The 26,152-nt window shown below is 49.9% G+C and carries 24 protein-coding genes and 2 riboswitches; of the genes, 9 read left to right on the forward strand and 15 right to left on the reverse strand.

Going from position 1 to position 26,152, the window contains the following annotated elements; genetic code table 11:
• Positions 1-7 precede the first annotated feature (7 nt).
• Positions 8-862 carry a manganese catalase family protein gene (locus tag BM200_RS07095; protein WP_091183074.1) on the reverse strand — a complete coding sequence of 285 codons (855 nt, stop codon included), beginning with the start codon at positions 860-862 and terminating at the stop codon, positions 8-10.
• A gap of 126 nt (positions 863-988) precedes the next feature.
• Between BM200_RS07095 and BM200_RS07100 the strand changes: the two genes are divergently transcribed.
• Positions 989-1,834: an MBL fold metallo-hydrolase gene (locus tag BM200_RS07100; protein ID WP_091183077.1), complete on the forward strand. Its 846-nt coding sequence runs from the start codon at positions 989-991 to the stop codon at positions 1,832-1,834.
• 44 nt (positions 1,835-1,878) lie between these two features.
• Here BM200_RS07100 and BM200_RS07105 read toward each other — a convergent pair whose 3' ends face one another.
• A complete protein-coding gene (locus BM200_RS07105; protein WP_091183081.1) occupies positions 1,879-2,598 on the reverse strand; it encodes an MOSC domain-containing protein in 720 nt (239 codons plus the stop codon).
• A gap of 147 nt (positions 2,599-2,745) precedes the next feature.
• On the opposite strand from BM200_RS07105, the gene BM200_RS07110 reads away from it, so the two are divergent.
• The gene (locus BM200_RS07110; RefSeq protein WP_091183084.1) at positions 2,746-3,729 is read left to right on the forward strand and encodes a zinc-binding dehydrogenase; all 984 of its coding nucleotides are present in this window, start codon (positions 2,746-2,748) and stop codon (positions 3,727-3,729) included.
• 16 nt (positions 3,730-3,745) lie between these two features.
• Positions 3,746-4,102, forward strand: coding sequence for a VOC family protein (locus BM200_RS07115; RefSeq protein ID WP_175532766.1), 357 nt, complete (start codon positions 3,746-3,748; stop codon positions 4,100-4,102).
• On the opposite strand, the gene BM200_RS07120 is transcribed toward BM200_RS07115, so the two are convergent.
• From BM200_RS07120 to BM200_RS07155, 8 genes are all read right to left on the reverse strand, one after another.
• Positions 4,094-4,552 carry a putative immunity protein gene (locus BM200_RS07120; protein ID WP_091183088.1) on the reverse strand — a complete coding sequence of 153 codons (459 nt, stop codon included), beginning with the start codon at positions 4,550-4,552 and terminating at the stop codon, positions 4,094-4,096. The genes BM200_RS07115 and BM200_RS07120 overlap by 9 nt on opposite strands.
• Before the next feature lie 21 nt (positions 4,553-4,573).
• Positions 4,574-5,074, reverse strand: a complete 501-nt coding sequence (locus BM200_RS07125) for a DinB family protein (protein ID WP_091183091.1) — start codon at positions 5,072-5,074, stop codon at positions 4,574-4,576.
• Between the two features lie 207 nt (positions 5,075-5,281).
• Positions 5,282-7,042, reverse strand: coding sequence for an allophanate hydrolase (gene atzF / locus BM200_RS07130; RefSeq protein WP_091183093.1), 1,761 nt, complete (start codon positions 7,040-7,042; stop codon positions 5,282-5,284).
• A complete protein-coding gene (gene uca / locus BM200_RS07135; RefSeq protein ID WP_091183096.1) occupies positions 7,039-10,686 on the reverse strand; it encodes an urea carboxylase in 3,648 nt (1,215 codons plus the stop codon). The genes atzF and uca overlap by 4 nt, the downstream gene beginning before the upstream one ends.
• Positions 10,687-10,714: 28 nt before the next feature.
• A complete protein-coding gene (locus BM200_RS07140) occupies positions 10,715-11,365 on the reverse strand; it encodes an urea amidolyase associated protein UAAP2 (protein ID WP_091183098.1) in 651 nt (216 codons plus the stop codon).
• Positions 11,366-11,469: 104 nt separating this feature from the next.
• Positions 11,470-12,189 (reverse strand): urea amidolyase associated protein UAAP1, encoded by a 720-nt coding sequence (locus BM200_RS07145; RefSeq protein WP_091183100.1) that lies wholly within the window; start codon positions 12,187-12,189, stop codon positions 11,470-11,472.
• Positions 12,190-12,235: 46 nt separating this feature from the next.
• A riboswitch (guanidine-I (ykkC/yxkD leader) is annotated at positions 12,236-12,356 on the reverse strand.
• A gap of 109 nt (positions 12,357-12,465) precedes the next feature.
• Positions 12,466-13,818: an APC family permease gene (locus tag BM200_RS07150; RefSeq protein ID WP_091183103.1), complete on the reverse strand. Its 1,353-nt coding sequence runs from the start codon at positions 13,816-13,818 to the stop codon at positions 12,466-12,468.
• Positions 13,819-13,878: 60 nt separating this feature from the next.
• Positions 13,879-13,982: riboswitch (guanidine-I (ykkC/yxkD leader) on the reverse strand.
• Positions 13,983-14,193: 211 nt separating this feature from the next.
• On the reverse strand, positions 14,194-15,765 hold the full coding sequence (locus tag BM200_RS07155; protein ID WP_091183106.1) for a bifunctional metallophosphatase/5'-nucleotidase: 1,572 nt from the start codon (positions 15,763-15,765) through the stop codon (positions 14,194-14,196).
• A 225-nt stretch (positions 15,766-15,990) separates the two neighbouring features.
• On the opposite strand from BM200_RS07155, the gene BM200_RS07160 reads away from it, so the two are divergent.
• From BM200_RS07160 to yjcZ, 6 genes are all read left to right on the forward strand, one after another.
• Entirely contained in the window at positions 15,991-16,938 is a 948-nt protein-coding gene (locus BM200_RS07160) for a phosphate/phosphite/phosphonate ABC transporter substrate-binding protein (protein ID WP_091183585.1), read from the forward strand.
• A gap of 108 nt (positions 16,939-17,046) precedes the next feature.
• A complete protein-coding gene (phnC, locus tag BM200_RS07165) occupies positions 17,047-17,820 on the forward strand; it encodes a phosphonate ABC transporter ATP-binding protein (RefSeq protein ID WP_091183108.1) in 774 nt (257 codons plus the stop codon).
• Positions 17,821-17,834: 14 nt separating this feature from the next.
• Positions 17,835-18,632, forward strand: coding sequence for a phosphonate ABC transporter, permease protein PhnE (phnE, locus tag BM200_RS07170; RefSeq protein ID WP_425434536.1), 798 nt, complete (start codon positions 17,835-17,837; stop codon positions 18,630-18,632).
• A complete protein-coding gene (gene phnE, locus BM200_RS07175; protein WP_091183114.1) occupies positions 18,629-19,423 on the forward strand; it encodes a phosphonate ABC transporter, permease protein PhnE in 795 nt (264 codons plus the stop codon). The genes phnE (BM200_RS07170) and phnE (BM200_RS07175) overlap by 4 nt, the downstream gene beginning before the upstream one ends.
• Positions 19,424-19,604: 181 nt before the next feature.
• Positions 19,605-19,763: a hypothetical protein gene (locus BM200_RS29910; RefSeq protein ID WP_175532768.1), complete on the forward strand. Its 159-nt coding sequence runs from the start codon at positions 19,605-19,607 to the stop codon at positions 19,761-19,763.
• 245 nt (positions 19,764-20,008) lie between these two features.
• The gene (gene yjcZ / locus BM200_RS29645) at positions 20,009-20,140 is read left to right on the forward strand and encodes a sporulation protein YjcZ (protein WP_139230760.1); all 132 of its coding nucleotides are present in this window, start codon (positions 20,009-20,011) and stop codon (positions 20,138-20,140) included.
• A 38-nt stretch (positions 20,141-20,178) separates the two neighbouring features.
• Here the strand turns inward: yjcZ and BM200_RS07180 are convergent, their stop codons facing one another.
• The 5 genes from BM200_RS07180 to BM200_RS07200 form a co-directional block, all read right to left on the reverse strand.
• Positions 20,179-20,961, reverse strand: coding sequence for an SDR family oxidoreductase (locus tag BM200_RS07180; RefSeq protein ID WP_091183117.1), 783 nt, complete (start codon positions 20,959-20,961; stop codon positions 20,179-20,181).
• Between the two features lie 132 nt (positions 20,962-21,093).
• Positions 21,094-21,987 (reverse strand): anti-sigma-V factor RsiV, encoded by an 894-nt coding sequence (rsiV, locus tag BM200_RS07185; protein ID WP_091183121.1) that lies wholly within the window; start codon positions 21,985-21,987, stop codon positions 21,094-21,096.
• Positions 21,987-22,490: an RNA polymerase sigma factor SigV gene (locus tag BM200_RS07190; RefSeq protein WP_091183124.1), complete on the reverse strand. Its 504-nt coding sequence runs from the start codon at positions 22,488-22,490 to the stop codon at positions 21,987-21,989. Before BM200_RS07190 ends, rsiV begins: the two co-directional genes overlap by 1 nt.
• 27 nt (positions 22,491-22,517) lie before the next feature.
• On the reverse strand, positions 22,518-24,590 hold the full coding sequence (locus tag BM200_RS07195; protein WP_091183126.1) for an acyltransferase family protein: 2,073 nt from the start codon (positions 24,588-24,590) through the stop codon (positions 22,518-22,520).
• Positions 24,591-24,707: 117 nt separating this feature from the next.
• Positions 24,708-26,144 (reverse strand): aminotransferase-like domain-containing protein, encoded by a 1,437-nt coding sequence (locus BM200_RS07200; RefSeq protein ID WP_091183128.1) that lies wholly within the window; start codon positions 26,142-26,144, stop codon positions 24,708-24,710.
• Between the last annotated feature and the right edge of the window lie 8 nt (positions 26,145-26,152).

The raw sequence follows: 26,152 nt of genomic DNA on the forward strand, positions 1-26,152 counted from the left end.
TAAACGTTTATCTGCCCATGTCCGTCAAGCCTGGAGCGTGTTCATTTGGCAGCTCCGGATTGTACGGTACAGCATAGCCTTCCGGAGGCGGTGTAACCTGAAGCTCTCCGCCGTTACGGCTAGGCGATTTACCGCTGAAGACTTCAGCAATTCTAGTGTCATCCAAGCGGAAGTTAAATTGCGCGTTGTGGAAGCCCATATCAACATACTTCCGGCATTCTGGATATTTGTTAATATCGTAGTTCGGTACCGGGAACAGATTGCCCCAGCTTACGCCAAGCGTTTCGAGTGCCTTCGCGAACGCATTCTGATGAGCGTTATCCCGAACGATCAGGAAAGCAAGTGTTTCTCGGAATGTTTTATTGGAGCTCATCTCGTAAATTCGTGTTTTTTGCAGTACCCCTGTTGATTCAAGCAGCAAATTATCCAACAAATCGGCAATCAAATTGCCGTGATTGTAGACATAATTGCCCATCCACGGGTTGCCGCCGGCATCAACCGGAAGCGAGCCTTGCGCGCCAACAATAAAATGATGCGGGTTCGCATGCTTGACCGCTTCATCCAGCGGAGCTCCATCTACACCTGCATTACCCGGAGTTTCTTCTCCTGAACCAGTTAACAGCTGATTAATCGTGGTTTGCACCAGCTCGACATGGCTGATTTCCTCCAGGAATACCCCTCGGATCAGATCGCGATACTGCGCCGCGTTTCCTCTAAAGTTCGTGCTTTGGAAAAAATACTGCATCATCGTGCGCATCTCGCCGTAATGACCGCCAAGCGCCTCCTGCAGAACCTTCGCTGCAGCAGGATCCGGCTTATCCGGAACGATCATATTGATCAAATCTTGTTTGTAGAAATACAAGGTTTATCCCCCTTTTGTTGGCTTAAGCGATAATAGCTTGCACCGCAGGAGAGCATTTCATTCTATGCTAATGATTTGCTCTGTAACGGGACAAATTATGGTCATCCATGAAAGCGAGGGAATTCGATGCATGAAGATATGACCTACGGTGAGGATTATCATTTTCTCCCCGTTACTTCAATGAAGAGCGGTTTTGGACAAGAGGTTCAACCCGACCTATTCTGCCTGACCATCCAAATCGTAAATGTCTGTTTTATTGGCGAGCCGGGGAGAAAGAACTGGGTACTTGTTGATGCAGGCATGCCGCATGCGGCTGATGAGATTATCTCTGTTGCTGAAGAACGATTTGGTGCAAATAATGCTCCGGCAGCTATTCTGCTTACTCACGGTCATTTTGATCATGTCGGGTCGATTATTGAACTGGTCAAGCATTGGAATGTGCCTGTCTATGCTCATCCTCTTGAGCTGCCCTACCTGACGGGAGAGCGCAATTACCCCACACCCGATGCAACCGTGGAAGGCGGGTTAGTCGCAAAGCTGTCCCCTCTCTTCCCTAACGACGCTATCGATTTAGGCCATCATGTATCTACGCTGCCAGAGGACGGTTCACTGCCAAGACTGGAAGGCTGGCGGTGGATCCATACTCCCGGACATACGCCTGGACATGTATCCTTTTATAGGGAAAGCGACCGCACCCTTCTGGCTGGAGATGCTTTTGTTACCGTGAAGCAGGAATCACTATGGAGCGTTATTACCCAGGAATTGGAGATCAGCGGTCCGCCGCGGTATTTGACGACGGATTGGACGAAAGCTTCTGACTCCGTTCGCAGGCTAGAGGCTTTAAAACCCGCTGCCGCCGTGACCGGGCACGGAATGCCGATGACAGATCAATTATTAGCAGACAGCTTGGAGAAGCTGGTACGGGAATTCGACAGCATTGCCGTTCCCGAGCACGGGAGATACGTACAATAATGAAAAAAGAAACCGCGGATTCCCGCGGTTTCTTTCTTTTCACCCTATGCTTCATCCGCAACCAGATGAACTTTGTCGCCTTGTTTGACAGTGCCGGTCTTCACAACGGAAGCATACACGCCAAACTGCAGATTGAACTCTTCATTTACTTTTCTGAGCAGCGACGGGTCCTTCACCTGCGTGTCGGGATCCATCGTAATAAGAACACAACGCTCACAGAAGCTGTCTACTTGCAGCTCTACTTCCCCAATCGCAAGCTTGCGCCCCAGCCAATCGCTTTCCGTAAACGCATCATCACTGACCTTTACGACGAAATTCGCGCGGAAGCGGCGTTCATCCAGCTCTCTGCCCCATGTTTGCTGCAGCTTGTTTAAGGAATGATCTGTTATAATCAAAATACTCGCCCCGTCAACGGACAACAGCTGCGGATGCTCCGGATGTGCTTCCTTCCAGTCTGACATCGTAAGACGCGTGGCCGTCTGGCTTTGAATGTCTTCTAATAAATGCTCATCCCAGCCGAATATTCTTCCGTCCGGTGAAGTAATACGAATTGTGCCGTCTTGAAAATTTGCCCGATAGTTAAGCAGATTGGGAATATTTCTTGCTGTTATGTATTTGTACCAGTCCTTCTTGGTCTCATCGTAGAGGCTGACAAACCGGTCTCCAAGCATGCCATATTGTTCAATCACACAATCCGCAAGCTTCTCGCCTGCAAATGATTTAACCGGGTACCGGTAAATCTCCAGAATCTCGCCTATCTGCACGTTCTTATGCTCCTTTATCTCATAAGTGAAGGTTCATTATTAGTCTATTCTAACGGATGTTACGGCAAAACGAAAAATGGTTATTATTATTTATTCTTCCAGCGTTATAATAGTAGTCTAATTCTATTTCTATACGGAGGGATATTCATGAAAGCAATCGTCATCAACGCCCCTGGGGCTCCGGATACATTTACTATGGCAGACATGCCTGTTCCTCAGCCAGGGCCAGGAGAAATCCGTGTTCAGAACAAAGCAATAAGCCTTAATCCGGCTGACTATAAAATGGCGGCAAACGGCAATCCGGCATGGCAGTATCCGTTTATTCCCGGTCTCGACGCAGCCGGAATCGTTGACGCCGTTGGCGAAGGCGTTACGAGGTGGGCTGTTGGCGACCGTGTCGCCTATCACGGCAGCTTCATGAAGCCCGGTACCTATGCCGAGTACAGTGTGACGAATGCCCGGACCGCCGGACGCATTCCGCAAGGGGTATCTTATGAAGAAGCTGCTGCCTTCCCTTGCGCAGGACTGACCGCCTATCAGGCGTTAATTGACAAGATGAATGTAAAAGCCGGCCGTTCCATTCTGATTCATGCCGGAGCCGGCGGCGTTGGCGGGTATGCGATTCAGCTCGCGAAGCTGTTAGGAGCATCCCCTATTCTGACTACCGCATCAGAAGCAAATAACGAATATCTGCAGCAACTAGGCGCTGATGTTGTTATTGACTACCATACAGAGGATGTTGCAGCCAGAGTAAAGGAAGCAACAAACGGTCTAGGCGTGGATTACATCCTGAATTCCCTTAACCGGGCAACAGCCCAAGCTGATCTCACCATGCTTGCTTTCGGCGGCCAATTAGCATGCATAGCCGGTGCTCCCGAAACAGTTGCCGATTTCCAGCCTTCCCATAAAACTTTCTCCGTTCATAAGATGATGCTCGGCGGCGCCCATCTGTCCGGCGATGCCCGCGCTGAAAGTGAGCTCGCCATGATGACGGAAGAGTTCATGCAGCTCATTGACGACAGGATGATAGATGCGATGGTCGAGAAAACCATTAGCCTGGCGGAAATTCCGGCGGAACTTACCCGACTGTCCCAAAGACATGTTCGCGGCAAAATCGTTGCAGTACTATAAATCGGGGGGTATTGCTATGAACATAAAAGAATCCGGCATTATATTATTTGTTGAAGATTATCCGGCATTACTCGACTTTTATGCTCGTCAGATGGGTCTGCCTGTCCGTGAACAGCAAACGAATCTTACCGTATTTGAATTTGGAGGCAGCTATCTGATGCTTGAGAGCGGCGGCGTTTCTTCCCCGGCTGCCAAGTCGCGTGCTCAGAACCCTACTGTTCTTCGGCTTGATGTGGAAGATTTCGAACAAACGGTACAGGAGCTTACGGATCGCCAAGTGACAGTGGACGTTATTACTCATAGCTGGGGAATAATAGGAGTCCTTATAGATCCGGAAGGCAATCGGATTGAGCTGAAAAAATCCTCATCTTAATCGTTCCAGTAATTCGACTAGCCGCTTATATTGCCACTCCCGCTCACGGTCTGTAACGATATCGGCTTCCTTCTTGTCTGCAAAGTCCCGGATCGCCGTAGCTGCGTAAGCAGCCGCATGCACAGCGTGATTGGCCACATGGGCCGTTGCTGCAGCATGTCCGGCTGCCCGGGCGGCGCGGGCTGCTGCGCTGCTCGTTTCGATAACGTCACGCGCTGCGGCATGTGCAGCAATGGCCGCTTTCCGCGCAGCCGTCATAGGCAGCTCGCCGCGCGACCATGCGCGGGCCGCATGAATGGCCTCCTGCATACGGTTATCCTCAGCCCAAATAGTCTCAAAGCAAGGCTTGGCACGATCGGCACAATCTGCTGCCCATAAAGCTAGGACGCGATGGTCCACATGTTTGACCAGTTCGGCTATTCGTCTGTCCTGCCCGATCAATCCTTTCATCTATTATTCAACTTTCGATGGTCATTTCGCTCCATATTCTTCGATCTCCTTTAATTGACGCAAATGATGGCGGGTATGCATGTCAATCAGATCAAACCACTCTCTTGCATTCAGCCAGCCAAAACCGCCATGTCTGAGTTTGTAATCTGGATGAATGCTATCAATCTGCTTATCCGAATCTCTCATCTTCTCTAATAACTGATTCAAATCTTGCAGATGTTCCTCTTTGCTTTTCACATCGTTAGGACTATACTCCATGCCTTCAGGCAATTTAATCTTGACCGGAGGAAAAGCACCCGCGTTAAACAGCGTATCTCCTGCTGCCGTCTTGCCCTGCGACTGTTTACAGTCAGAGGCACTACACTCCTCAATGTGGTCCAAATATTCCAGAGCTACGTCTACAATATGAGAATAGACCTGACCGATGGACCAGGTTCCTGGTCTAATCCGGTAACGTAATTGCTCTATCGAATAATACTCAAGCTTGCCTATATAAGTGTTTATAGCCTCCAGACCTCTCATTAGCCACCTCTTTTTATTCGCATCTTCTTATTCAAGTAAATAACGTGCATCTGACAGGATCATCTCAATGATAGGGACCAGAGATTATCTACCCTCCCGGAAAAAGAAAAACGCACTTTCCATCAAGGAGAAGTGCGTCTGTCTATAAAAATTATAATGTTTTGGATTTAGCAGTGTCAATCCGATTATATGACAATGACAACTCCACTATAGCGACGCTTTGGCAGTGTCAGCTGCTGCGGCCAGTGCTTTCCTCCAGCCTCCGTAGGAGGTGATGTCCTCTGCCCCGACTGTTCCATATGCCTCGCAAATAAATCCGGGAACGACGGTACCGTCTTCGAGCTCAACCTTCCCGATTCCAAGCGGTGCGGGAATAGCTGCCGTAAATGAACCGAATGCGGCAAGCGGCATCTCCCATACCTCCACTTCAATGGATGCCCCGCCTTGCGGCAGCTTCAGAAGCCCCGGCTTTGGCGGAGCCGTCTGCAGCTTCATCAATTTATAGGTTGCAGAAGTCCGGTCCTCCCGGATAAAAGTTGCGCCATGCTCCAGCATCTGGCGCTCAAGGGGCAGACCTCGCATATGCAGGCCACATACGGCTACAAGCGTGGAAGGCTGGGGCTCCTGTGCTTTGCGGACCGTCTCAGCCAGTTCGAAAAGCATTCCTTCTGAGCCGGAAGCTGCAAATAGCGTTATTCCGAATGGCAATGCCGCCGCGGCTTCGCCGGATTGAATGGCCAATGCGCTAAGGTCTAGCAGGTTGCAATGATTCGTATAAAGTCCCATCGCACTGTTTGTTCCGATCGGATCTGCGGCCACCTGCTCGCGTGTCCATGTTCCTCCTGCAGTCGGCATGACAAGTATTGCATCCTTGAGCAGCTGCCGAGCCTTCAGCTTGTAGCCTTGCAGCTTATGAAAAGCCGTAAACACTGAGGTTGCATCAAATTCCGGCTTGGTTGCACCCCGCAGCACCTTCTCCGTTACAGGGAAAGTCACACCTGGATTGGCATCGATGAACGATCCAAGCGCCGACCAGCGCTCCGCCACCCATGGCCCGTCATATAATAAGGCAGCAGCAGCCTGGAATAATTGCATATCCACGAATTCAACCGGCAGCTTCATTTCTTTTAATAGACGTACCGACTTCTCCCAAGCCTCCATATAAACATCTGCAAACGGACCATAGAAAGTCAGCTTACCTTCCGGGAGCAGCAGCTTTGCAGGCAGCTTTCGCTCGCCAATCCCAATCTCCTTCGACCACGGATCATCCACTTGGAAACCGCGAACCACCTGGTCAACAAGCTCGGCATCCTCCAGATTATGGGCAAATACCGTGACGCAATCCAGACTCTCGCAGGCTGGTACAACCCCTTTGCTCGGCCATGCGCCTACACTTGGTTTAAGGCCAACAAGATTATTAAGGGCAGCAGGCACTCTGCCCGATCCGGCCGTATCTGTACCGAGGGAAAATGCCGCATGCCCGAGAGCTACTGCTACGGCCGAGCCTGAACTGGAGCCGCCGCTGATCAACTCGGGACGCAGCGCGTTTTCCGTCTCGCCGTACGGGCTTCTTGTCCCGACCAGTCCCGTTGCGAACTGGTCGAGATTCGTCTTGCCGACTGGTATTGCTCCGGCTTCAATCAGGCGTTCAACCACTGCCGCATGCTCAGCCGGCAAATAAGCGTATTCCTCACAGCCCGCTGTAGTAGGCATGCCGGCCACGTCGATGTTATCTTTTACCGCAAACGGAATTCCCCACAGAGGCAAATGCACACGGTCAAGCTCCTTCAAACGATCCAGGTAACACTGGATGTAGGCGAGGGATGGCGAAGTAATCCAAATATTCTTCCCTTTATCGGCCTCCGCACGTTCAATAATGGTTTGAATGACTTGCTCAGGAGTCAAGGTACCGTTCAAATAACGCTCACGCAGCCAGGAAATGGTGACAGGCCATTGCATTTCGCTCATACGCGGGTCAGCTCTCTTTCCGATAATTTCGAAATTCCGACGATTAATTGACCGGCATTTACGCCGTCACCAGGCTTGACATGAACGGAATGTACAACGCCGTCAAACGGAGCGCTTTGGGAGAACTCCATCTTCATCGATTCCACGATAATAAGCGAGTCGCCCTTCTTAATGGAATCGCCGGGATTAACGAGTACCTTCCAGACGCTGCCCGGCATCGAACAAGTCATCGCATCTATCCCGGTCGGCAGCTCTTCGTCATTGACGGGCTTCGAAGAATCCTGATCGGATACGTACTCCGCAAGGCCAAGCTCCTTCCAGCGCTCGCGCTCTTCATTAAACGACTTTTGCTGCTGGCTCCGGAATTGTCCGGCACTCTCCTCGATCGAATCGAGGAACTGCAAGTATTCGCCAAGGTCAAAGGTTGTCTCCGTAATCTCTGCTTCAAACCGTCCGCGCGGGAAATCCTCCCGAAGCTGGAGCAGTTCCTCTGCCGTTACCGGATAGAACTGAATTTGGTCAAAGAAACGGAGCAGCCATGGCTTGCCGGCTTTGAAGCTTTCCGTTGAACGGAGTTTGTTCCACATTTGAATCGTGCGGCCAACGAATTGGTACCCGCCTGGACCTTCCATCCCGTATACGCACATGTAGGCACCGCCGATTCCAACGGCATTCTCCGGAGTCCAAGTCCGTGCCGGGTTGTACTTGGTAGTAACAAGACGGTGGCGCGGATCAATTGGCGTAGCAAGCGGCGCTCCCAGATAGACATCACCAAGACCAAGCACCAGATAGCTTGCGTCGAACACAATGCGCTGTACATCCTCAATACTTTCGAGTCCGTTCACGCGGCGGATAAACTCCAGATTGCTCGGACACCATGGCGCATCCGGACGAACGTTCTGCTGATAACGGTCAATGGCCAGCTGCGTAGCTGGATCATCCCAGGATAGCGGAAGACGGACAATTCGGGATGGCACGCGAATGGATTCAAGCGGCGGCAGGCTGCTGTCGATCGCAAGCAGCTGCTTGGCAGCTTCACGTACATTCATCCGTTTGGCATCAATATGCACCTGTACCGAACGGACACCAGGCGTCAGATCGAGCACCGGAATTACTCCGTTTTCACGGATTGCTTCTATTAGAGCATGCACCTGGAAACGCAGAAGCAGATCCAGCTCCAGGGAGCCATATTCGACTAGCAGATTCTCATCTCCGCTGCAGCGGATTGTAATCGGGAATTTCCGTCCTGCTTCCTCGCGGTACAGGACCGGATATTCCGGCGAGAAAGTCGAATGAATCTCCGGCAAACTGCCTGCATGAAGCTCATCAGCATGACCTTGCTGAATCGTATCAAGAAGCTCTTCCTGCAGCTTGCGCAGCTCTTCCGCTTCCTCCAGTGTAACAAGCTGGAAGCGGACTTTATCGCCGGGATGCAGCTGTCCAAGCTTCCAGAATTCAGCCGAAGCCGTCGTAACCGGGCAGACAAATCCGCCAAGACTTGGACCGTCCGGGCCAAGAAGGATCGGCATGTCGCCGGTCAGATCCAGCGTTCCGACAGCATAAGCATTATCATGGATGTTGGAAGGATGAAGTCCTGCTTCTCCTCCATCCTCTCTCTCCCATAGCGGCGCCGGGCCAATCAGACGGACACCGGTTCTCGAGCTGTTGAAATGCACCTCGAAGCTTGTATTCGCCAGCTGTTCCAAATATTCCGGCTTCAGGAATTCGCTTGTGCAATGTGGTCCCGGAATAACGCCAATCGTCCACTCACGGGAAATGGCAGGCTGGAGCTGCGCCGGAAGTGCATGCTGCACCTTAATCAAATCTGCTCCTTGATGACGGTTCACGCCAAGCACGTCACCGGTACGGAGCGCACGCCCTCCATGTCCGCCAAAGCCGCCAAGTGTAAAGGTAGCTGCGCTGCCCAGAATAAGCGGCATATCAAACCCGCCTTCAATAAGAAGGTAAGTGCGCAGGCCAGCTTCTGATTCCCCGAAGCTAAGCACTTGTCCGCGCTCTGCTCTTACCGGTGTATACATCGGAACAGCCACATCATCCAAAGCCGGCTTCATATCTGCACCCGTTACGCAGAACAGCATGCTGTTGCGGAATTTATAGGAGCCGCCGCGCAGCGTCAGCTCAAGTCCGCTTGCCTCATCCGCGTTACCGAGCAGCTTATTGCCAATTCGGAAAGCCAGTGGATCCATCGGTCCACATGGCGGCACCCCTACATCCCAATGGCCGACACGGCCAGGGTAATCTTGAACCGTTGTTTGAATACCGCCATCCAGCACTTCAAGGGCCGACTCGGAAGGCGCGAAGCCGTTCAGCATCTGCGTAAATACATCTCCCGTAGCGAATTGCTTCTCATCCAGAAGCGCTTGAACATATTGCAGATTGGTCGTAATACCATAGAAGCGCGTCTCGCTCAAAGCCTGCTTCAGCTTTGCGATCGCATCCTCCCGGTTCTCGCCATGGACGATAACCTTGGCCAGCATCGGATCATACAGCGTGGTTACCGTGATGCCGTCGCGTACCCAAGTTTCCGTACGAGCCTCACGGGCAAATAACGCCTGATCCAGCTGACCTGCACTTGGGCGGAAACCTTGCAGGCAATCCTCGGCATAAATACGGGCTTGAATGCTATGTCCTTTGGACGCTGGGACTAATGCTTCCAGGCCGTGCAGCTCACCTGCTGCCTCCTTCGCCATCCACTCCACGAGATCGAGGCCAAGCACTTCCTCCGTAACCCCGTGCTCCACCTGCAGGCGGGTATTCACCTCAAGGAAATAGAATTTGCAGCTGGACGGATCATACAGAAACTCAACGGTTCCCGCACTGCGGTATCCTGCCACAGCAGCAAGCCGCTTCGCGCACGCAAGAATTTCTGCCCGGACTTCAGCCGGGAATTGCGGAGCAGGGCTCTCCTCCACTACCTTCTGATTGCGGCGTTGAACGGAACAGTCACGTTCGCCAAGAGCTACAACTTCCCCAAATTCGTTGCCAAAGATCTGAACTTCGACGTGACGGGCTTTCGCAATATATTTCTCCAGGAACATGCCGCCGTTTTTGAAATTCGCTTCAGCCAGATGGCGTACACTATCGAAGGCAGTCCGCAGAGCTGCTTCATCTTCGCATACCCGCATGCCGATTCCGCCGCCGCCTGCTGTGCTTTTCAGAATAACCGGATAGCCGATTTCCGCAGCATGAGCCGCTGCTTCATCAAGCTCCGTCAGAAGAGGGGTGCCCGGAAGCAGCGGAACATTCGCTCTTTCAGCGAGCTCCCGCGCGGAATGCTTCAGGCCAAAGGCCTCCATCTGCTCAGGCGTTGGGCCGATAAAGACAATACCATTCTCGCGGCATGCACGGGCAAAATCCGCGTTTTCGCTCAGGAAGCCATAGCCGGGATGAATCGCTTGAGCTCCGGTGTCTTTGGCAATCTGGAGGATAAGATCCGCGTTCAAATAGCTTTCCTTCGCAGGTCCATCGCCCAGAAGCACCGCTTCATCCGCTTGGTCGACGTGTTGGCTGTCCTGGTCTGCTTTCGTATATACAGCCACAGAGGCAATTCCCATCTTGCGAAGCGTTCTTTCAATTCGGACGGCAATGGCGCCCCGATTGGCAATCAATACTTTTGTAAACATAGAAACCTCTCCTCTTCTCCCAGGATGTCTAGTTATTCCAGATCAGGACGCGAACCGGCGTCGGATTATAAGCATTGCACGGGTTATTAAGCTGCGGACAATTACTGATAAGGACCGCGGTACGGCCAACCGATTGCATTTCTACGTACGCTCCGGGCGAAGAGACGCCATCATCGAATTTCAGTCCGCCTTCAGGCGTAACCGGCACATTCATGAAGAAGTTAACATTCGGAGCGAGATCCCGTTTGCCATACGGTTCGCCGCGCTGCGCCAGCTGCAGCATAAACGTATCCCGGCAGTTATGCATGTGCAGCTTCTCATGCGCGTATCGTACGGTGTTGCTTTGCGCGGAGCAGGATCCGCCTACCGTATCGTGTCGTCCGCAAGTATCGGCGACGATCTTCACGAGTTCCTTGCCTGATTCCGCGAGCAGAACCGAGCCTGTTGTTAAGTAAATGTTCTGTTGATTCGTAATCGTGGCAACCGCGCTGTAATGATCCTCCGGGTTATCTGCATCGAAGAACAGCGTATCTGCTGCCTGATTTCCTTCCAGGTCCACAATGCGAAGCACCTGACCGGGCTCCAGGTCATACATCCAGCCATCCCCTGCCAAAATCACTTCATTATAGATCGCTGCCTCAGGCAAGCGTGTGCTCTCAACTCGGTTAAAGCTTCCCATTGGTTGTTTCCTCCTAAAATGAATTGTGAAGCAATTCATGCTTCGAAAGCGTAGGCTTTATGAATTGTGAAGCAATTCCTATATTTATCGCAATATTCCGACGATTATAGATCAAGCAATTGATGATAGCTCCATGTATTCTCGAATGCTCTGCGGTTCTCCGGTCTGTAATTCAAGCAATAATCTTCTTCGTCTACTGCGTCTGCTTCCGATACTTCAATGCTCACCGGGACCGAAGGATAATCGGTACGAGGATCCAGCGGGCTTGGCGTATTGGACAAGACGAACAGGACATCCATTTCCGTACGAAGAACGACCGTAGCTCCCGCCGGGCAATGATCAACGTCATAATGCATCTGCCCTTCATCGTCTACATACACCTTGGAGAACAGATTCACGACCGGCGACAGGTCTCTTACTCCAAGTCCGTTGCGAGTCAGCTCTACCGCGAAGTTCTCTTGCCCCGACCTGCGCCATTCATTACGCAACTCCTGATAGGTCGTCTTCCCGTATTTGCGGTCGGTTAGTGCTCTTGTTGTGTAGCCGCTTAGCGTATCATGCCAGCCCAGACTGTCCTCCACGATACTCGCAAGCACCCTTCCGTTATCGCTCATTAATGTGTTGCCTCTAGTCAAATGGGCAGTATATTGCGCTTTTAGTGAATCCGGCATATTGTAGCGTTCCGTTAAGTCCTTCGCGTTAAATAGCATGATCGACAGGTTAGCGCCTGCTTCCAGAGCGGTGAACCGGATCAGTCTGCCGCGTCTGACGACTCCGGACCATTTCTCCCCTGCACGAATCGATGTTTTCCAGATGCTGTTCATCGCATTTCCCCCTAAATGTTGATAATAAAAAAAGCCCGGGAGAATGATCTCCCAGGCTTTTATCCTTCCGTGTCATATGGCCGGCCGCAACTTCCAGCTTCCGCCATACGCCGTCTCTCGGACCAGCCTTGACTTTACTCGTCAACGGAACCCTAGACAGCTTTGCCGTTCTGGGTTATGTAACCTTCCAGAACTTATATTCAGATGTGATGATTGCTAACATAGCCCAAGTATAAGTGGATTGTTTTTCCGTGTCAATATACATTACATAAAAAATTATTTCAGGTCCGATTCCATCGTAGCGGATGTCGGAAAGAGCGGCGTTGCGCTTGATTCCCGTGCTGCACGAGTATGCCTGGTGCGGAACAAGTAATAAGTTACGCCAAAGACAAGCCATACACATCCAAGCAGCAGCGCCTGGGTATCAAGCAGCGTAATCAGCCAAATGATAAACGACGCCCCGATCAACGGGAAGATCAAATATTGGAACGTTTGCTTCAAGGAACGTTGTCTGCGCTTAATGAAGCACTCCACAATGACAGATATGTTAACAAAGGCAAATGAGGTTAAAGCGCCAAAGCTAACGAATTTAACCGCCATATCCAGACTAATGACGAGTGCAAGCAGAGAAATGATCGAGACAAGCACGATATTATTGACCGGCGTGCGGTATTTCGGATGAAGCGCCCCAAAAAACTTTTTCGGCAGGATCGAATCACGTCCCAACACATACATCAGGCGCGATACGCTCGTAACAGAAGTGAGCCCTTGCGTGAAGATTGCAAAAATTAAGACGGTCGTAAAGATTGCGCCAAGCGTTGCTCCTCCAGCGAGCTTCATCAATTCAAAACCTGCAGCATCCATGTTATTGAATGTCAGGTTAGGATATCGCATCTGGATAAGCACGGAGGTTGTAATGTAGAGGATGCTTGCGATAAGAATGATGAGCATAATGGCTTTTGGTATCGTCTTCTTCGCGTTGATTGTCTCCTCCGACAGCGTTGATACCGTGTCAAAACCGAGGAAAGAGAAGCAAATAAGCGAAGCGCCGGCAAGTAATGTGGACAACCCGGCATCCATATGCGTGAACGGCAGTACCACATCCTGCGCACCAGACAGCCCTTTGAACATATAGCCACAGAACAATGCGATAAACACGATTTGGAAGAGAACAAACATCTTGCTTAAGCTTGCGGAGAATTTAATGCCTGCAATATTGACGACAGCCAGGATGACATTCAGCAGGATGATCCAGACATAAGCCGGCACTGCAGGAAATTGGGCATTGAGATATATGCCAAAGGTCAGGCACGCGATAATCGGGGAGAACAAGTAGTCCAGCAGAATCGCCCACCCTACCGTAAAGCCGGGAATGGGGTGCAACGATTTCTTTACATACGTATAGGAGGAACCGGATCCCGGAAAAATCTTGGCCATGACGCTATAGCTGTAAGCCGTGAAGAAGATGGCTACGATCGACAGCGAGTATGCCTCCGTGATCATGCCCTTCGAAGCATCATAGGCAATTCCGAATACCGAGAAGTAAATCATTGGCGTCATCCAGGCCAGCCCGAGTGCAACAACCTGAACGAGTGTAAGTGATTGGCGCAGCGTAATTTCTTGTTTCATCTCCATACTCCTCCCTCAATCTGGACAAAAATAAAAAGCCGCGGGAAGATATTGTTCATATCCTCCCGGGCTTTTCTCCCTCCGTGGACACAGCCGCCTGGCTGTGCGTCCTCTCTCGGACCAGACCAGCGGCATGCCGCTGCGGAACCCTAGAGAACAATTGGCTATTCAATTGTTTAATCTCACGCGAGGTAAGCTCACATGCTTCGTTTCAACTTGATGTTATCTAATATAACATGAAATTCATGCTTTTCAAGACCTTTTTAGAAATTTATTCTTTTAATGTTCGTATTGTTCACATTGAAACGTTTTCCTTTACCTTTATAAAAAAGAAGCCTGCTCTACTTGGTGTAGAGCAGGCTTCTATCAATACTTCTACCAAATAATCTGCCAACTGTCTGTATCCATAGCCTTAATAATGCCTCGAGAACGAATATATTCAGCTGCCAGTTCTGCCATATCCGCTGCGCCTTCATAGAGGATCGGCTTACCGCGGAACATATCATAATTACCGCCCCCTCCTGCACGGTAACTGTTCATAACAACCGTATACTCGGCGTCCCTGTAAAGCTCCTCGCCATTTCGGGTAAGTCTCGTAATGCGTTCGCCAACAGGGAATGACAAGTCAATGTCATATTCAATTCCTGACCACATGTCGTAATTGTAATGCTGTGCTTTAGGTGTAAGATAATCCTCGCTTACTTTCAGCCGTCCATCTTGTCCGAGGTCAAAATAAGCCGCAGACTGCTCCAATGCCAACCTAATATCCTCACCTGTCAATCGCAATACACGCAGTGTATTCGGATACACGAAAGCAGACAGCACATCTCTCATGGTGATGATCGCCTCAAAGCCTCTTGACTCTTCGCTGAGCAGGGCCGCAACCGATAATTCCGCACCGGTAGCCTCTATCTGGACCTGATGGATGAATTGCACGAATGGATGTGGTGCCTTCCGGCATTCAAAAGGATCCTCAATTAACAGTTTCCCTTCCGTCCTGCCGATGGGTTGGTCCAGCCACTCTTGAGTCCTGCGCTCCACTTCCTCCGTAAGAGCCATCACTTGTTCGTCTGCTGCTATATGCAAACCGGGCTCGAGCAGACGGACAGTCTTCCCGCTAACCTCCCAGCGTCCCTCTTGCCGCTGAGCATCAACCGTTATTTGCCCCAAAGCCTGACCATTACATCCCGTCTGCACAATGGCAACACCATTCCATTCACCCGCTAGACAACGATGCTGATGACCCGTTATAAGGACATCAATCCCCGGCACCTCCATGCAGATGGCATAGGCCTGATTCTCGCCGGTTAACCGCTCCGTCGCTTGACCGGTATCCAGATGACGTTCAAACCCTCCATGATAACTGACAATCAGCAGATCCGGTTGTTCATGCTTCCGTATGTAAGCTGCCCACTCCTTGACCGATTCAAGAGCATCGAGGAACGCCAGTCCTGCAATATGACTTGGGTTCTCCCAATAAGGAATATAATGGGTTGTTACGCCAAGAATAGCCACCTTTAGTTTACCGCCTATCGACTTCACCAGATAAGGCTTCCCAAAAGCCGGCTCCCTTTCAGATACGATATTGGCAGCCAGCCAAGGAAATTCAGACCCGGACACCGCTGACCGAAGCTTGGCAAGTCCAAAATTAAACTCATGGTTCCCGGGCACTGCAGCGTCATAGCTAAGCCCATTCATCACTTCAATACAAGGATGAACCTTCGCACCGTAAGCGGCAGCATAGGCCGCAAATGGCGAACCTTGCAGCATATCTCCATTATCAATGAGCAACAGTTCCGGAGACTTTTTCCTCTCCTCTTTGATCAATGCTGCCAGCTTGGCAAGTCCCGATGAAGTCTCTTCCCCTGTCCGATAATCCAAAGGATGAATATAGCCATGTATATCGCTTGTGACCAAAATTACGCATTGCATGGTCTCCCTATTCATTGTCTGACCTCCCGAGCTTCTAAGAATTCTAGCGTCATTGTAACAGAGACCTATTATCCAAGATATGACTTTATAACCATTTACAAATACTTATCTCCTCTTTGACCTCCCGTTAATAGAACTTCCCTATAGTGGACAGGTATTAAAAAATAGAAATATTTGGAGGGTTTGGAATTGAAGAAACTGCATCTAATCGTCTTACCACTGTTATTGCTAACGCTGCTGATGAGCGCCTGCGGCAATAACAGCACGAACAACGGCAATAACGCTGCAAGCAGTAATGAAGCTAGTCCATCGAACACTGCATCAACTGAACCATCCCCGGAAGAAAGCAAAGCTCCGGAAGGCTATGTGCCAACTGAGCTGACTGTACAATTTGTACCCTCGCAGAATGCGGATACACTCGAAGCCAAAGCAAAGCCGCTTGAAAAGCTGCTGAGTGATAAGCTGGGCATCCCGGTTAAGGTCAGCGTATCGACTGACTACAACACCATTATTGAAGCTATGGCATCGAAAAAGGTTGATGTAGGCTTCCTGCCTCCAACGGCTTATGTTCTGGCGAAAGAAAAAGGCGCTGCCGAAGTTATGCTGCAAGCGCAGCGTTTTGGCGTGGATGACGCTACCGGCGCTCCTACAACCGATTTGGTGGATAACTACAAATCGATGATTATCGTGAAGAAAGATTCGCCGATTCAATCCGTTGCCGATCTCAAAGGCAAGAAAATCGCTTACCAGAACGTTACTTCCTCTGCCGGTTATGTGTGGCCTGCAGCTTCGCTGATGGATGCAGGACTTGATCCGCTCAAAGACGTTCAGCCGATTACGGTCAAAGGCCATGATCAAGGCGTACTTGCCGTACTGAACGGCGACGTGGATGCCGCTGCTATTTTCCAGGATGCACGTACCATCGTATCGAAGGATTATCCAAAAGTATTTGAAGATACACGTGTACTTGCATTTACGGAACCAATCCCTAACGATACAATCAGCGTTCGCTCGGATATGAATGCAGATTGGGTTGCAAAGATTCAACAAGCCTTTATCGATATCGGCACTGATCCCGAAGGCCATCAAATTATTTTCGACGTTTACTCGCATCAAGGCTACGTGAAGTCGGATGACAGCGTGTTTGATATCGTTCGCCAGTATAACGAAAAAGTTAAAACCGAGTAGTACCTGTCTTCTGTTGCCCATTCAGGCTTCGGACAAGCCAGTACAACGCCGCCTGCGGCCTGTACTGGCTTGTGCCGTTATCCGAAACTATCAAAAAGGATGATACTCATGATCGAGCTTCGCCATGTGACGAAAATTTACCCGAATGCAACCAAAGGGTTAAATGATATTAATCTGACCATACAGGAGGGCGAATTTGTCGCTATTGTCGGGTTGTCCGGCGCAGGCAAATCCACCCTCCTCCGCTCTATTAACCGTCTTCATGATATTTCTGAAGGAGAAATTATCATTAACGGTCATTCCATTACGAAAGCCAAAGGCCAAAAGCTTCGGCTGATCCGGCGGAATATCGGCATGATTTTCCAAAGCTTTAATCTGGTTAAGAGATCCTCCGTTATTCGGAACGTATTAGCCGGACGGGTCGGCTATCACTCCACGCTTCGAACGTTAACCGGACGTTTTCCGAAGCTGGACATTGAGCTGGCTTTCGAAGCGTTAAGCAGGGTTAATATCGCGGAGAAAGCCTACTCTCGGGCGGATGAGCTGTCAGGCGGGCAGCAGCAGCGCGTGGCGATTGCTCGTGTTCTTGCCCAAGAAGCCAAGATCATTCTGGCAGACGAGCCGGTCGCCTCTCTAGATCCGTTAACGACCAAGCAGGTCATGGACGATCTGAAGAAGATTAATTTGGAGCTGGGCATTACAACCATTGTTAACCTGCATTTTATCGATCTGGCCAGAACCTATGCCACCCGCATTATTGGGCTGCGTGCCGGTGAAGTTGTCTTTGACGGCCCTGTGTCCGAGGCCACAGATGAACGGTTTGCCGAAATTTACGGCCGTCCTCTTGGTCAGGATGAGCTGCTTGATGAGGCTGTCGTATGAGCTTACATATAAAGATGGAAACGAATGTGCATAACCAATCAGCTAGACCTAAGCCGCCGGGCCGAATCAAGCATTATTTGACCGCAGTCCTGATCCTGGCACTGATCTGGGGAAGCAGCAGACAAACCGACGCCTCATTTGCTGAGCTGTTCACGGGAATGCCAAACATGATGGATTTGCTGAAGCAAATGTTCCCCCCGCGCTGGAGCTACTTCGACAATATCGTGCACGGCATGCTGGAAACGATCCGGATGGCACTCATAGGCACAACGATCGGTACTATAGTCGCGATCCCGGTTACCTTGTTATGTGCCAGCAATCTGGCGCCGAGCCGCTGGCTGTACCACCTGTCCCGCCTGCTCCTTAACCTGGTCAGAACGATACCGGATTTGCTTCTTGCCGCCATTTTCGTATCCGTATTTGGACTTGGCCCCGTGCCGGGCATCCTGGCTTTGACGGTATTCACCGTTGGCTTGATCTCCAAATTAACGTATGAACTGCTGGAGACCATTGACCGCGGTCCGATTGAAGCGCTGACGGCTGCCGGCGGGAATTATATTCAAAGAATCGTGTACGGCGTTGTACCGCAAATTCAAGCGAATTTCATGTCCTTTGTTCTATATACGTTCGAAATTAATGTTCGCGCAGCTGCTGTACTGGGACTGGTTGGCGCAGGCGGCATCGGTCTTTATTACGAGGCTACACTTGGCTTTCTAGAGTATGACAAGACCTGTGTCATTATCCTCTTTACGTTAGCCGTCGTTCTGCTTATTGATTATGCGGGCACAAAGCTGAGGGAGAAACTGCTATGAATCAAGTTATGATCACTAAACCTAGAAAAAGCCCGTATCGCTGGCTTGTCTATATCGCCCTTCTTGCCGTATATATCTGGGCCTTCAGCGGAATTCCGTTCACCGGTATAAAGGAAACCGCAGGAACAGTTATTCAGTCGATCGCAAGAGGACTGTTCGCACCGGATTGGGACTATGTCTATCTCCCCGAAGGCGAAGATCTGCTGCGCGGTCTGCTCGACACCCTTGCTATCTCTGTACTCGGGACCGTTATTTCCGCTCTCGTAAGTATTCCATTCGCATTCTGGGCTGCTACGAATATAAACCGTTTCCGTCCAGTTTCCGGTACGGGAAAGGTTACACTTAGCTTCGTCCGCACCTTCCCGGAGCTTGTTATGGCCCTACTCTTCATCAAGGCTGTTGGCCCCGGCTCCTTCGCAGGTGTTCTTGCCCTTGGCCTTCATTCGGTCGGCATGCTTGGCAAGCTGTATGCGGAAGAGATTGAGAATATTGACCGCGGACCATCCGAGGCACTCCTGGCGGCAGGAGCCAATCGCCTTCAACTTCTGTGGTTCGCCGTACTGCCGCAGGTTCTTCCAGGCTTCTTGTCAATCAGCTTATTACGATTTGAGATTAACATCCGCTCCGCGACAATCCTTGGCTTCATCGGAGCAGGCGGAATCGGCACTCCGCTTATCTTCGCCCTAAACACCCGTCATTGGGACCGGGTTGGCATTATCCTGCTCGGGATCGTTATTATGATCACGATCATCGACCTCATCTCCGGCGCTGTCCGGAAGAAGCTGGTGTAATACGTAAGGCACGACAGCAAGCGGAAAGAAATACCCCGTCCGTACGCATATTCACTTACGTAACACTTAGCCTGGAGGGGCAAATGGAATTGGTCAAATGCCTCGGGGGCAAATACCCAAGCACTTCCCCTCCCCATACATATATTAAAGTATACTCCAGACGTAAGGAGGTGTTGTGAATATGTCAGGACTTGGTCATGGTTTCAATAACGTCGGATCAATTCTTGTGTTGTTCATCTTGCTGGTGATCATCGTCTGCGGTTGTGGTTTTGTAGGCGGTTGGGGCGGCGGTTGCGGCCCACAAGTTGGAGGCGTAGGTACAGGTAAAGGTTACTACTAATAACTGAAGCATCATGCCTCCATGATTGCGGACAAAAGTTATTTCTCTAAAAATATAATAACAAAAGACCCCTCCTCAGGGGTCTTTTGTTCGTTTGCGCGACAGGTCATCTATCTATCAAGGTTATTGATCCTCTAAGGTCAGTTGGAAATAGTCTTCTATCTAGCGGGTATTGGTCCAAGCAATTCATAACATAGAAGCATAATCTATAGTGTATTCTAAATTACTAGGAGGTTTTATTCTTAATGGCTTCTTCCGGTTTCATTCTTGTCCTGTTCATCTTGTTGGTCATTATTGCTTGCAGCTGTGGTATTTTTGGTGGCAGCAGCGGCTGCGGTCCTGTTCACGGCGGTTATCGTGATAAAAAAGAAAGCTAAAACAAACAAAACGGCCCCTCACGGGGCCTTTTGTTTGTTTATTTGCCGGAATCGGCCAGCATGGCATCAACCGATTTACTCATTTGCTTGAATATAAAATTTGGCGCCAATCGGCTCATTATCTTGAGCAGATTGCTTTGGCCTGGACGAATCTCAAGCTGATCCCGTTCCATGGCTTTGATCACATCATCCACAAGCTTCGCGACCTCCATCGGCACGCTGCCCTTCATATCATTCACCTCAAAAGCATCTACAAGCGTCGTTTTCGTTAATGGAGGTGCCAGCTCAAATACTCGAACGGTTGTATTCTTAAGCTGAGCCCGCAAGGATCGGGTATAAGAATGAACGCCGGCTTTTGTCGCGCCGTATACTGGCGAAATCGCGAAAGGAACAAAAGCAAGTGCCGACGACACGTTCATAATGGCGGCAGAGGGCTGATTTATTAATTGAGGCAGGAATTGATTTACCATGCGGATCGGACCGCTCAAGTTCGTCTCGATCTCGCGGTTAATGTCGATCAGATCGATCTCTTTGGTCTGCAGGTTGATTTTGCGCATTAACCCGGCATTATTAACAAGCATATTAAGCCCCGGGAACTGTGCGCATACGCGGCTGTGAAGCTCAGCAATCGCTTCAGGATCCGTAACATCACAGGCGAACGTATGCAGCTCCGGATATTGTATTTTCGCTCGCTCAAGCTTGGCCTGATCACGGCCGGATATAATAACCGTATTGCCCATTTCAAGCAAGCGGCCGGCAAGCTCCAGTCCGATGCCTGACGCACCGCCTGTAATTAGAATGATATTGGAATGAAGTTTCATTGGACTTGTCCCTTCGCTTTAACTTTATCGGCTGTATTTTACCATTTCGCGCTCCGTTTTGTCACCAAAATCAGGAATTTCGACTCTTTGGAAAACAAAAACAGAGGAACTAAAGTCCCTCTGCCGTTGGCTTTATTTAATATAGTTGTGGCTCACCAGATCGCCTTCAATCGCTTCCGTTGGAATGACAAACTCGACTATGCCCATAGAGCCCGGAGCAACCTCATATTTATTAAAGACGATAACCAATTTGCCGTCCTTGTTGATATAGAAGCTCTGATCCTTCTTTATCGACGAGAACGATTCCTCTATCGAGATATAGTCCGTTGCTCCGGCAATCCAATAGATCTTGTTGTCATCGCCTTTCATCTGCTCTTTCATTTGGGCAATAATATTGTCGCTTATTTGCTTAACATACTGTTCATCCTGGAACAGCATCGGCAGCGTAATCAGTCTCTGATTTTTCTTGTCAATGGTATCAAACTGCATCACCGTGGATGAAGATGCCGCTGTCTGCACGATATAACGGCCGATCGAGAATATCGTATCGTTATCCGTCTTCACTTCATATCCGGCATCTACACCGACATGTGCGTCGTTTAGACCTTGCTTCTTCAGTTCTTCAATCTCAGCCTGGAATTGGTCATACAACGCTTTACTCTCGTCCAAATACTTCTGATTCAATCCAAGCTGCAGCTCTTTGTTTTCCATGTTGGTAATCGCCGGGACTTTTATGTCTGCATCGTAATTCGATTCCTTCACCTTGAATTCTTGCAGCGTAAGGACCTTTATAATTCGTTCGACGCCAGGTATAGAGGAAAAAGCATTCGCAACCGTTGTACTGGCATTTATGGCAATCAGAAATACAAGAATAGCTGCCGCTGCCGTCATCCCTTTCACCTTCAGACGCTTCACTTTGCGTGTACGCAAGGCTTCCTTGATTGAACGGTTAACGAGCAGGTCCAGCTCCTCCGGAATGGGCACCGACTGGTACTCCTTTCGAAGATGCTCCAGTATATCATTCATTACTTAGTCTCCTTTAAGGAAGTATCCTTCAGTTTCACGCGAAGCAGCCTTAACGCCTGGTAGAGCCTGGTTTTGACCGTATTGACATTCTCGTGAAGCACGTCCGCTACCTCTTCAATCTTCAAATCTTCGAAATAACGAAGGACAACAACCTCCCGGTATTTAGAGGGCAAATCCTCGAGCGTTCTGGCCAGATCAATGTCCGTGTACGAATCTTCCGTACCCATTGCGTAAAATTCCAGCTTTTCCTGCTCCATGGAATGTACTCTCTTATGTTTGCGTAAGAAATCCAAAGAGGTATTGATGACAATACGGTAGAACCAGCTCTTGACTACCGCTTTATCCTTCAACAGCTCGATACTTGTCATCGCTTTATAAATCGCGTCCTGCACAATATCGAGTGCATCCTCTTTGTTTTTGACATAGCTATATGCCAGCCGGTAAATGTTTTCTTTGTTCTCCGTTATACAATCCGTCAGTATTTGATCGGTCTTTCTGTTCATGGCCGGCATACCCTTCTCTATATATGGTCACTTTGCGATAGCATCCATAAGCATAGCCGCATAAAACTCAGCGCCTTCCCGCTTTAAGTGAACGCCATCTTTGGAGAAATATTCGTCCTTCCCTTCACTTGCAGAATACCAGTCTACTACGGTGACATGACTGAAATCCTTGGCAATTTTAGGAATCATTTTATTCACCGCATCCTGCCAATTCCGCGGAACCCGCGTATTGACGAGGTAGATATGGTCTACCTTATCCAAGGACTGAATCAAAGCTATGAGCTGCTTGCTTGTAAACGCACCGTTCGTGCCCAGCTCAATAACAACCGTGCTGCCCAGTTTATTGTCAGCCTTCAACTGATCAATAACTTCCTGTGCCTGCCTCATCTGACGTCCGACTTTCCCGTCAATCACAATGCCTGGAAGATGTTTCTCCAGAAACGGCGCAGCATCCAGAATGACGGAATCGCCGATAACGGTAATGCCTTTGCCGGATTGATGCACGGGAGGTTTCGTTGTCTCTGGCGGCGGAGTCTGGTCCGCCAAGTCCTTATCCGGCTCTTCATTGGCGCCCTCCTCCCCGCCCGCAGGTTGTTCGGATGATGGCGGTGTTGACGGTTCCGTTGAAGGCTTTGTTGACGGTTCCGTTGACGGTTCCTTGGACGGCTCCGGCGTATGTTCCGGCTTAACGGTATGGTCTGGCTCTTTAGACGGTTTACCCGTACCCGTGTGATTTGTATTCTCATGAGCGTTACTGACATCAGGCGTCGTCTCATTCTCTTGAATGGGTTTATCGACGGTCTGATCATCCTCTTTACCCCCACCGTTTGGCGTTTGGGTTGGCGGCTGCACATTATAATCAGGCTTGCTGTCACTGTCTTGAGAAGCAACCGGTACAGATGCCGGTTTGGCCTTCAGCAGGTAATTTCCGAACGTGCTAGGTGCGAGCAATAAAGGAATAATGATAATAAGTGCTAGTGGCTGTACACCAAGCCATCTGACGGATAATACATTCCGAAGCTTCTCCCGAAGCGAGCCGCGGCGCAGCGGTTCCTCTACAAATTTGTAGGATAATGCTGCCAGTACAAAGCTTGCCGCAAGCTGTACGACAATCAGAAGTACGTTTGGATGACTTGCCTGGTTAGACGGATTAGTCAAGATAATAACGGGATAATGCCAAATATATAAGCTGTAGGAACGAACGCCAATCCAGCGGAGCGGACGGATTCCCATTGCTTTGCCCAGCAAGCCTGCAGGATGAGCAAGTACAGCGATCACAATAGCGGTCAGAATAGACAAACCAATAAATCCGCCCCTGTATAACGAAGCATCATATTCATTCATTCGGTACATCATGACGATAAGTACGATCAGACCGGCACCGCCAAGAATATCCATCGTATACCGGGAAGCTTTTGAAACGGTTGCATTAAGTTTATTACTTGGCCATATAACAGCAAGCGCAGCTCCAATCAAGAGACCAAACATGCGGGTATCGGTTCCATAATAAACGCGGCTTGGGTCGGAACCGGGTACATACAGAAAAGCCATGGCCAATGCCGATGCGACTGCTGCCCCAAGAATGAGGATAAACAGCTTACCGCGGCGGTGAGTCAAGAGCAGGAACAGCGGCCATATCAGGTAAAATTGCTCTTCAATGGACAAGGACCATAAATGACCGATTGGGGACGGCGGACCAAAACTTTCGAAATACGAGACCTGATGAAAGATAAGCCACCAATTGTTAAAGTAGAATATGGAAGATAAGTAGTCACCTTGCAAATGGTTCAATCTATTGGGATCGAGGAACAACAGCCATATGGCAACAAACAGCAGCATACAGAACATCGCGGGAAGTAACCTGCGAGCCCTTCTTATCCAGAAGTCCTTGAGGTCTAGCTTACCGTAACGCTGTTTCTGGATTAAGATTTGATCGGTAATGAGGTATCCGGAGATGACAAAAAAGATGGCAACTCCTATTAATCCCCCTTGCGCCCACTTCATGTTCAGATGGTACGCGATAACGGCGAGCACCGATAAAGCCCGTAATCCGTCTATTCCTGGCATATAACGTTTCTTGCTGTTCATGTTGTCTTCCATTGCTGCTTCCGTCCCTTACTTATTAAATAATTGCTATGTATTCAAGACGCAACAGCCCCCCAAAAAGTTTGCTCTCCTAGATGGAAATTTCAAACAAAAAACCAGCATTCCTTGTCTTCAAGGAATGCTGGTTGCAAGCTGCCGAATACCCTTCTCCATCTGCTTCAATGTGGCATACGAATAGGACAGCCGCAGATGTTCCTGATCCGTTTTGTCATAGAGATAACCGGGATTAAGCAATACCCCATTATTAAGGGCGGCTTCGAATAATGCCGGGATGGATATACCGCTATTAAGTTTAAGCCAAATATAAAACCCTCCGCCAGGCACCTTCCATTCTGCCTTTCCCTTCAAATAATGCTCCAGCAGCTGAAGCATATAGGAACGACGGGTCCGAAGCTCCTTCCTGACAAAGTCCAAATGCTCCCCATATTGCCTCTGCCGAAGAAATTGCATGACCGTCCACTGGGATAAGGTGCTCGCTCCATAGTCCGACTGCATCTTCACGTCCGCAAGCCGATGGATAACCTGCTCCGGTCCAATCACCCAGCCGATTCTCAGCCCGGGACTTAATGTCTTCGACATACTTCCGATATACAGGACAAGCCCGTTCTGATCCAGTGCCTTGATCGGCGGAGGCGACGGCTCATCCAGCCAAAGATCGCGATAAGCATCATCCTCCATCATCGGGAGCTTTTGCTGCACGCACAATTGATAGATCTCATGCCTTCTCTTGTCGGACATGACCGTACCCGTAGGATTATGGAAGCTTGGAATCGTATAGAGAATCGTTCCTTTCCCGCTTCTTGCGTAATGCTCCAGCCCCTTCACGGCCAATCCCTCTTCATCCATCGGCAGACCGGACATGCTCATTCCGGCAGATTGAAAGACCTGAAGCGACTGCAGATAGGACGGTGATTCCGTTAACACGGAGGAACCGTTCTTAAGCAGACCAAGTGCGATGAGCTGCAGGGCTTGAAGAGCACCGGATACGATAAGAACCGAATCCGGAGATACTTTGACGCCATATTGAGCCATATGCCTGCTTATTTCCTCGCGAAGGGTATAAAGCCCACGTGGCTCAGGATAGCCAAAATCCTTCATCTGTGATGGCATCTGCAGCAAAATTCTCTCCATCGCTTGCGGATAGAGATCCGGCGAAGGTTCACCCGTACCTAGACGGATAATGTCAGGGATAAACTCTGCATGGTTAATATCCTGAATCGTACGTTGGTTGGGCCGATGAACCCCCGTCTTCACGTAAGATTCCCAGTCCGGCAGCTTGGGTATGTTCTGATCGCCCATTATGGCAGCAACGATTGTCCCGCTCCCGCTCTTCCCAACAATCAGACCTTCTGCCGCAAGCTCCGCGAAGGCTTGTACAACCGTGCTCCGATTCACGTCAAAAGCTTTCGCAATGGCTCTCTCTGTAGGAATACGGCTGCCTGGCGGCCATTCTCCACGTTCGATTTTGTCCCGGACATAGTCTATGATTTGCCGGTACAGCGGTATTCCATTGTCTCTGACCGGCCTCCAATTGGTTTCAAACTTCATCGGTTTCC

The sequence above is a fragment of the Paenibacillus catalpae genome (assembly GCF_900112695.1).
GTDB classification, from domain to species: domain Bacteria; phylum Bacillota; class Bacilli; order Paenibacillales; family Paenibacillaceae; genus Pristimantibacillus; species Pristimantibacillus catalpae.

Bases quoted from the DNA above. Each gene is read 5' to 3' on its own strand.
- BM200_RS07100 (WP_091183077.1), top strand. From the start codon at position 989: ATGCATGAAGATATGACCTACGGTGAGGATTATCATTTTCTCCCCGTT.
- BM200_RS07110 (WP_091183084.1), top strand. From the start codon at position 2,746: ATGAAAGCAATCGTCATCAACGCCCCTGGGGCTCCGGATACATTTACT.
- BM200_RS07115 (WP_175532766.1), top strand. From the start codon at position 3,746: ATGAACATAAAAGAATCCGGCATTATATTATTTGTTGAAGATTATCCG.
- BM200_RS07120 (WP_091183088.1), bottom strand. From the start codon at position 4,552: ATGAAAGGATTGATCGGGCAGGACAGACGAATAGCCGAACTGGTCAAA.
- BM200_RS07125 (WP_091183091.1), bottom strand. From the start codon at position 5,074: ATGAGAGGTCTGGAGGCTATAAACACTTATATAGGCAAGCTTGAGTAT.
- atzF (WP_091183093.1), bottom strand. From the start codon at position 7,042: ATGAGCGAAATGCAATGGCCTGTCACCATTTCCTGGCTGCGTGAGCGT.
- uca (WP_091183096.1), bottom strand. From the start codon at position 10,686: ATGTTTACAAAAGTATTGATTGCCAATCGGGGCGCCATTGCCGTCCGA.
- BM200_RS07140 (WP_091183098.1), bottom strand. From the start codon at position 11,365: ATGGGAAGCTTTAACCGAGTTGAGAGCACACGCTTGCCTGAGGCAGCG.
- BM200_RS07145 (WP_091183100.1), bottom strand. From the start codon at position 12,189: ATGAACAGCATCTGGAAAACATCGATTCGTGCAGGGGAGAAATGGTCC.
- BM200_RS07150 (WP_091183103.1), bottom strand. From the start codon at position 13,818: ATGAAACAAGAAATTACGCTGCGCCAATCACTTACACTCGTTCAGGTT.
- BM200_RS07155 (WP_091183106.1), bottom strand. From the start codon at position 15,765: ATGAATAGGGAGACCATGCAATGCGTAATTTTGGTCACAAGCGATATA.
- BM200_RS07160 (WP_091183585.1), top strand. From the start codon at position 15,991: ATGAGCGCCTGCGGCAATAACAGCACGAACAACGGCAATAACGCTGCA.
- phnC (WP_091183108.1), top strand. From the start codon at position 17,047: ATGATCGAGCTTCGCCATGTGACGAAAATTTACCCGAATGCAACCAAA.
- phnE (WP_425434536.1), top strand. From the start codon at position 17,835: ATGGAAACGAATGTGCATAACCAATCAGCTAGACCTAAGCCGCCGGGC.
- phnE (WP_091183114.1), top strand. From the start codon at position 18,629: ATGAATCAAGTTATGATCACTAAACCTAGAAAAAGCCCGTATCGCTGG.
- BM200_RS29910 (WP_175532768.1), top strand. From the start codon at position 19,605: ATGTCAGGACTTGGTCATGGTTTCAATAACGTCGGATCAATTCTTGTG.
- yjcZ (WP_139230760.1), top strand. From the start codon at position 20,009: ATGGCTTCTTCCGGTTTCATTCTTGTCCTGTTCATCTTGTTGGTCATT.
- BM200_RS07180 (WP_091183117.1), bottom strand. From the start codon at position 20,961: ATGAAACTTCATTCCAATATCATTCTAATTACAGGCGGTGCGTCAGGC.
- rsiV (WP_091183121.1), bottom strand. From the start codon at position 21,987: ATGAATGATATACTGGAGCATCTTCGAAAGGAGTACCAGTCGGTGCCC.
- BM200_RS07190 (WP_091183124.1), bottom strand. From the start codon at position 22,490: ATGAACAGAAAGACCGATCAAATACTGACGGATTGTATAACGGAGAAC.
- BM200_RS07195 (WP_091183126.1), bottom strand. From the start codon at position 24,590: ATGGAAGACAACATGAACAGCAAGAAACGTTATATGCCAGGAATAGAC.
- BM200_RS07200 (WP_091183128.1), bottom strand. From the start codon at position 26,144: ATGAAGTTTGAAACCAATTGGAGGCCGGTCAGAGACAATGGAATACCG.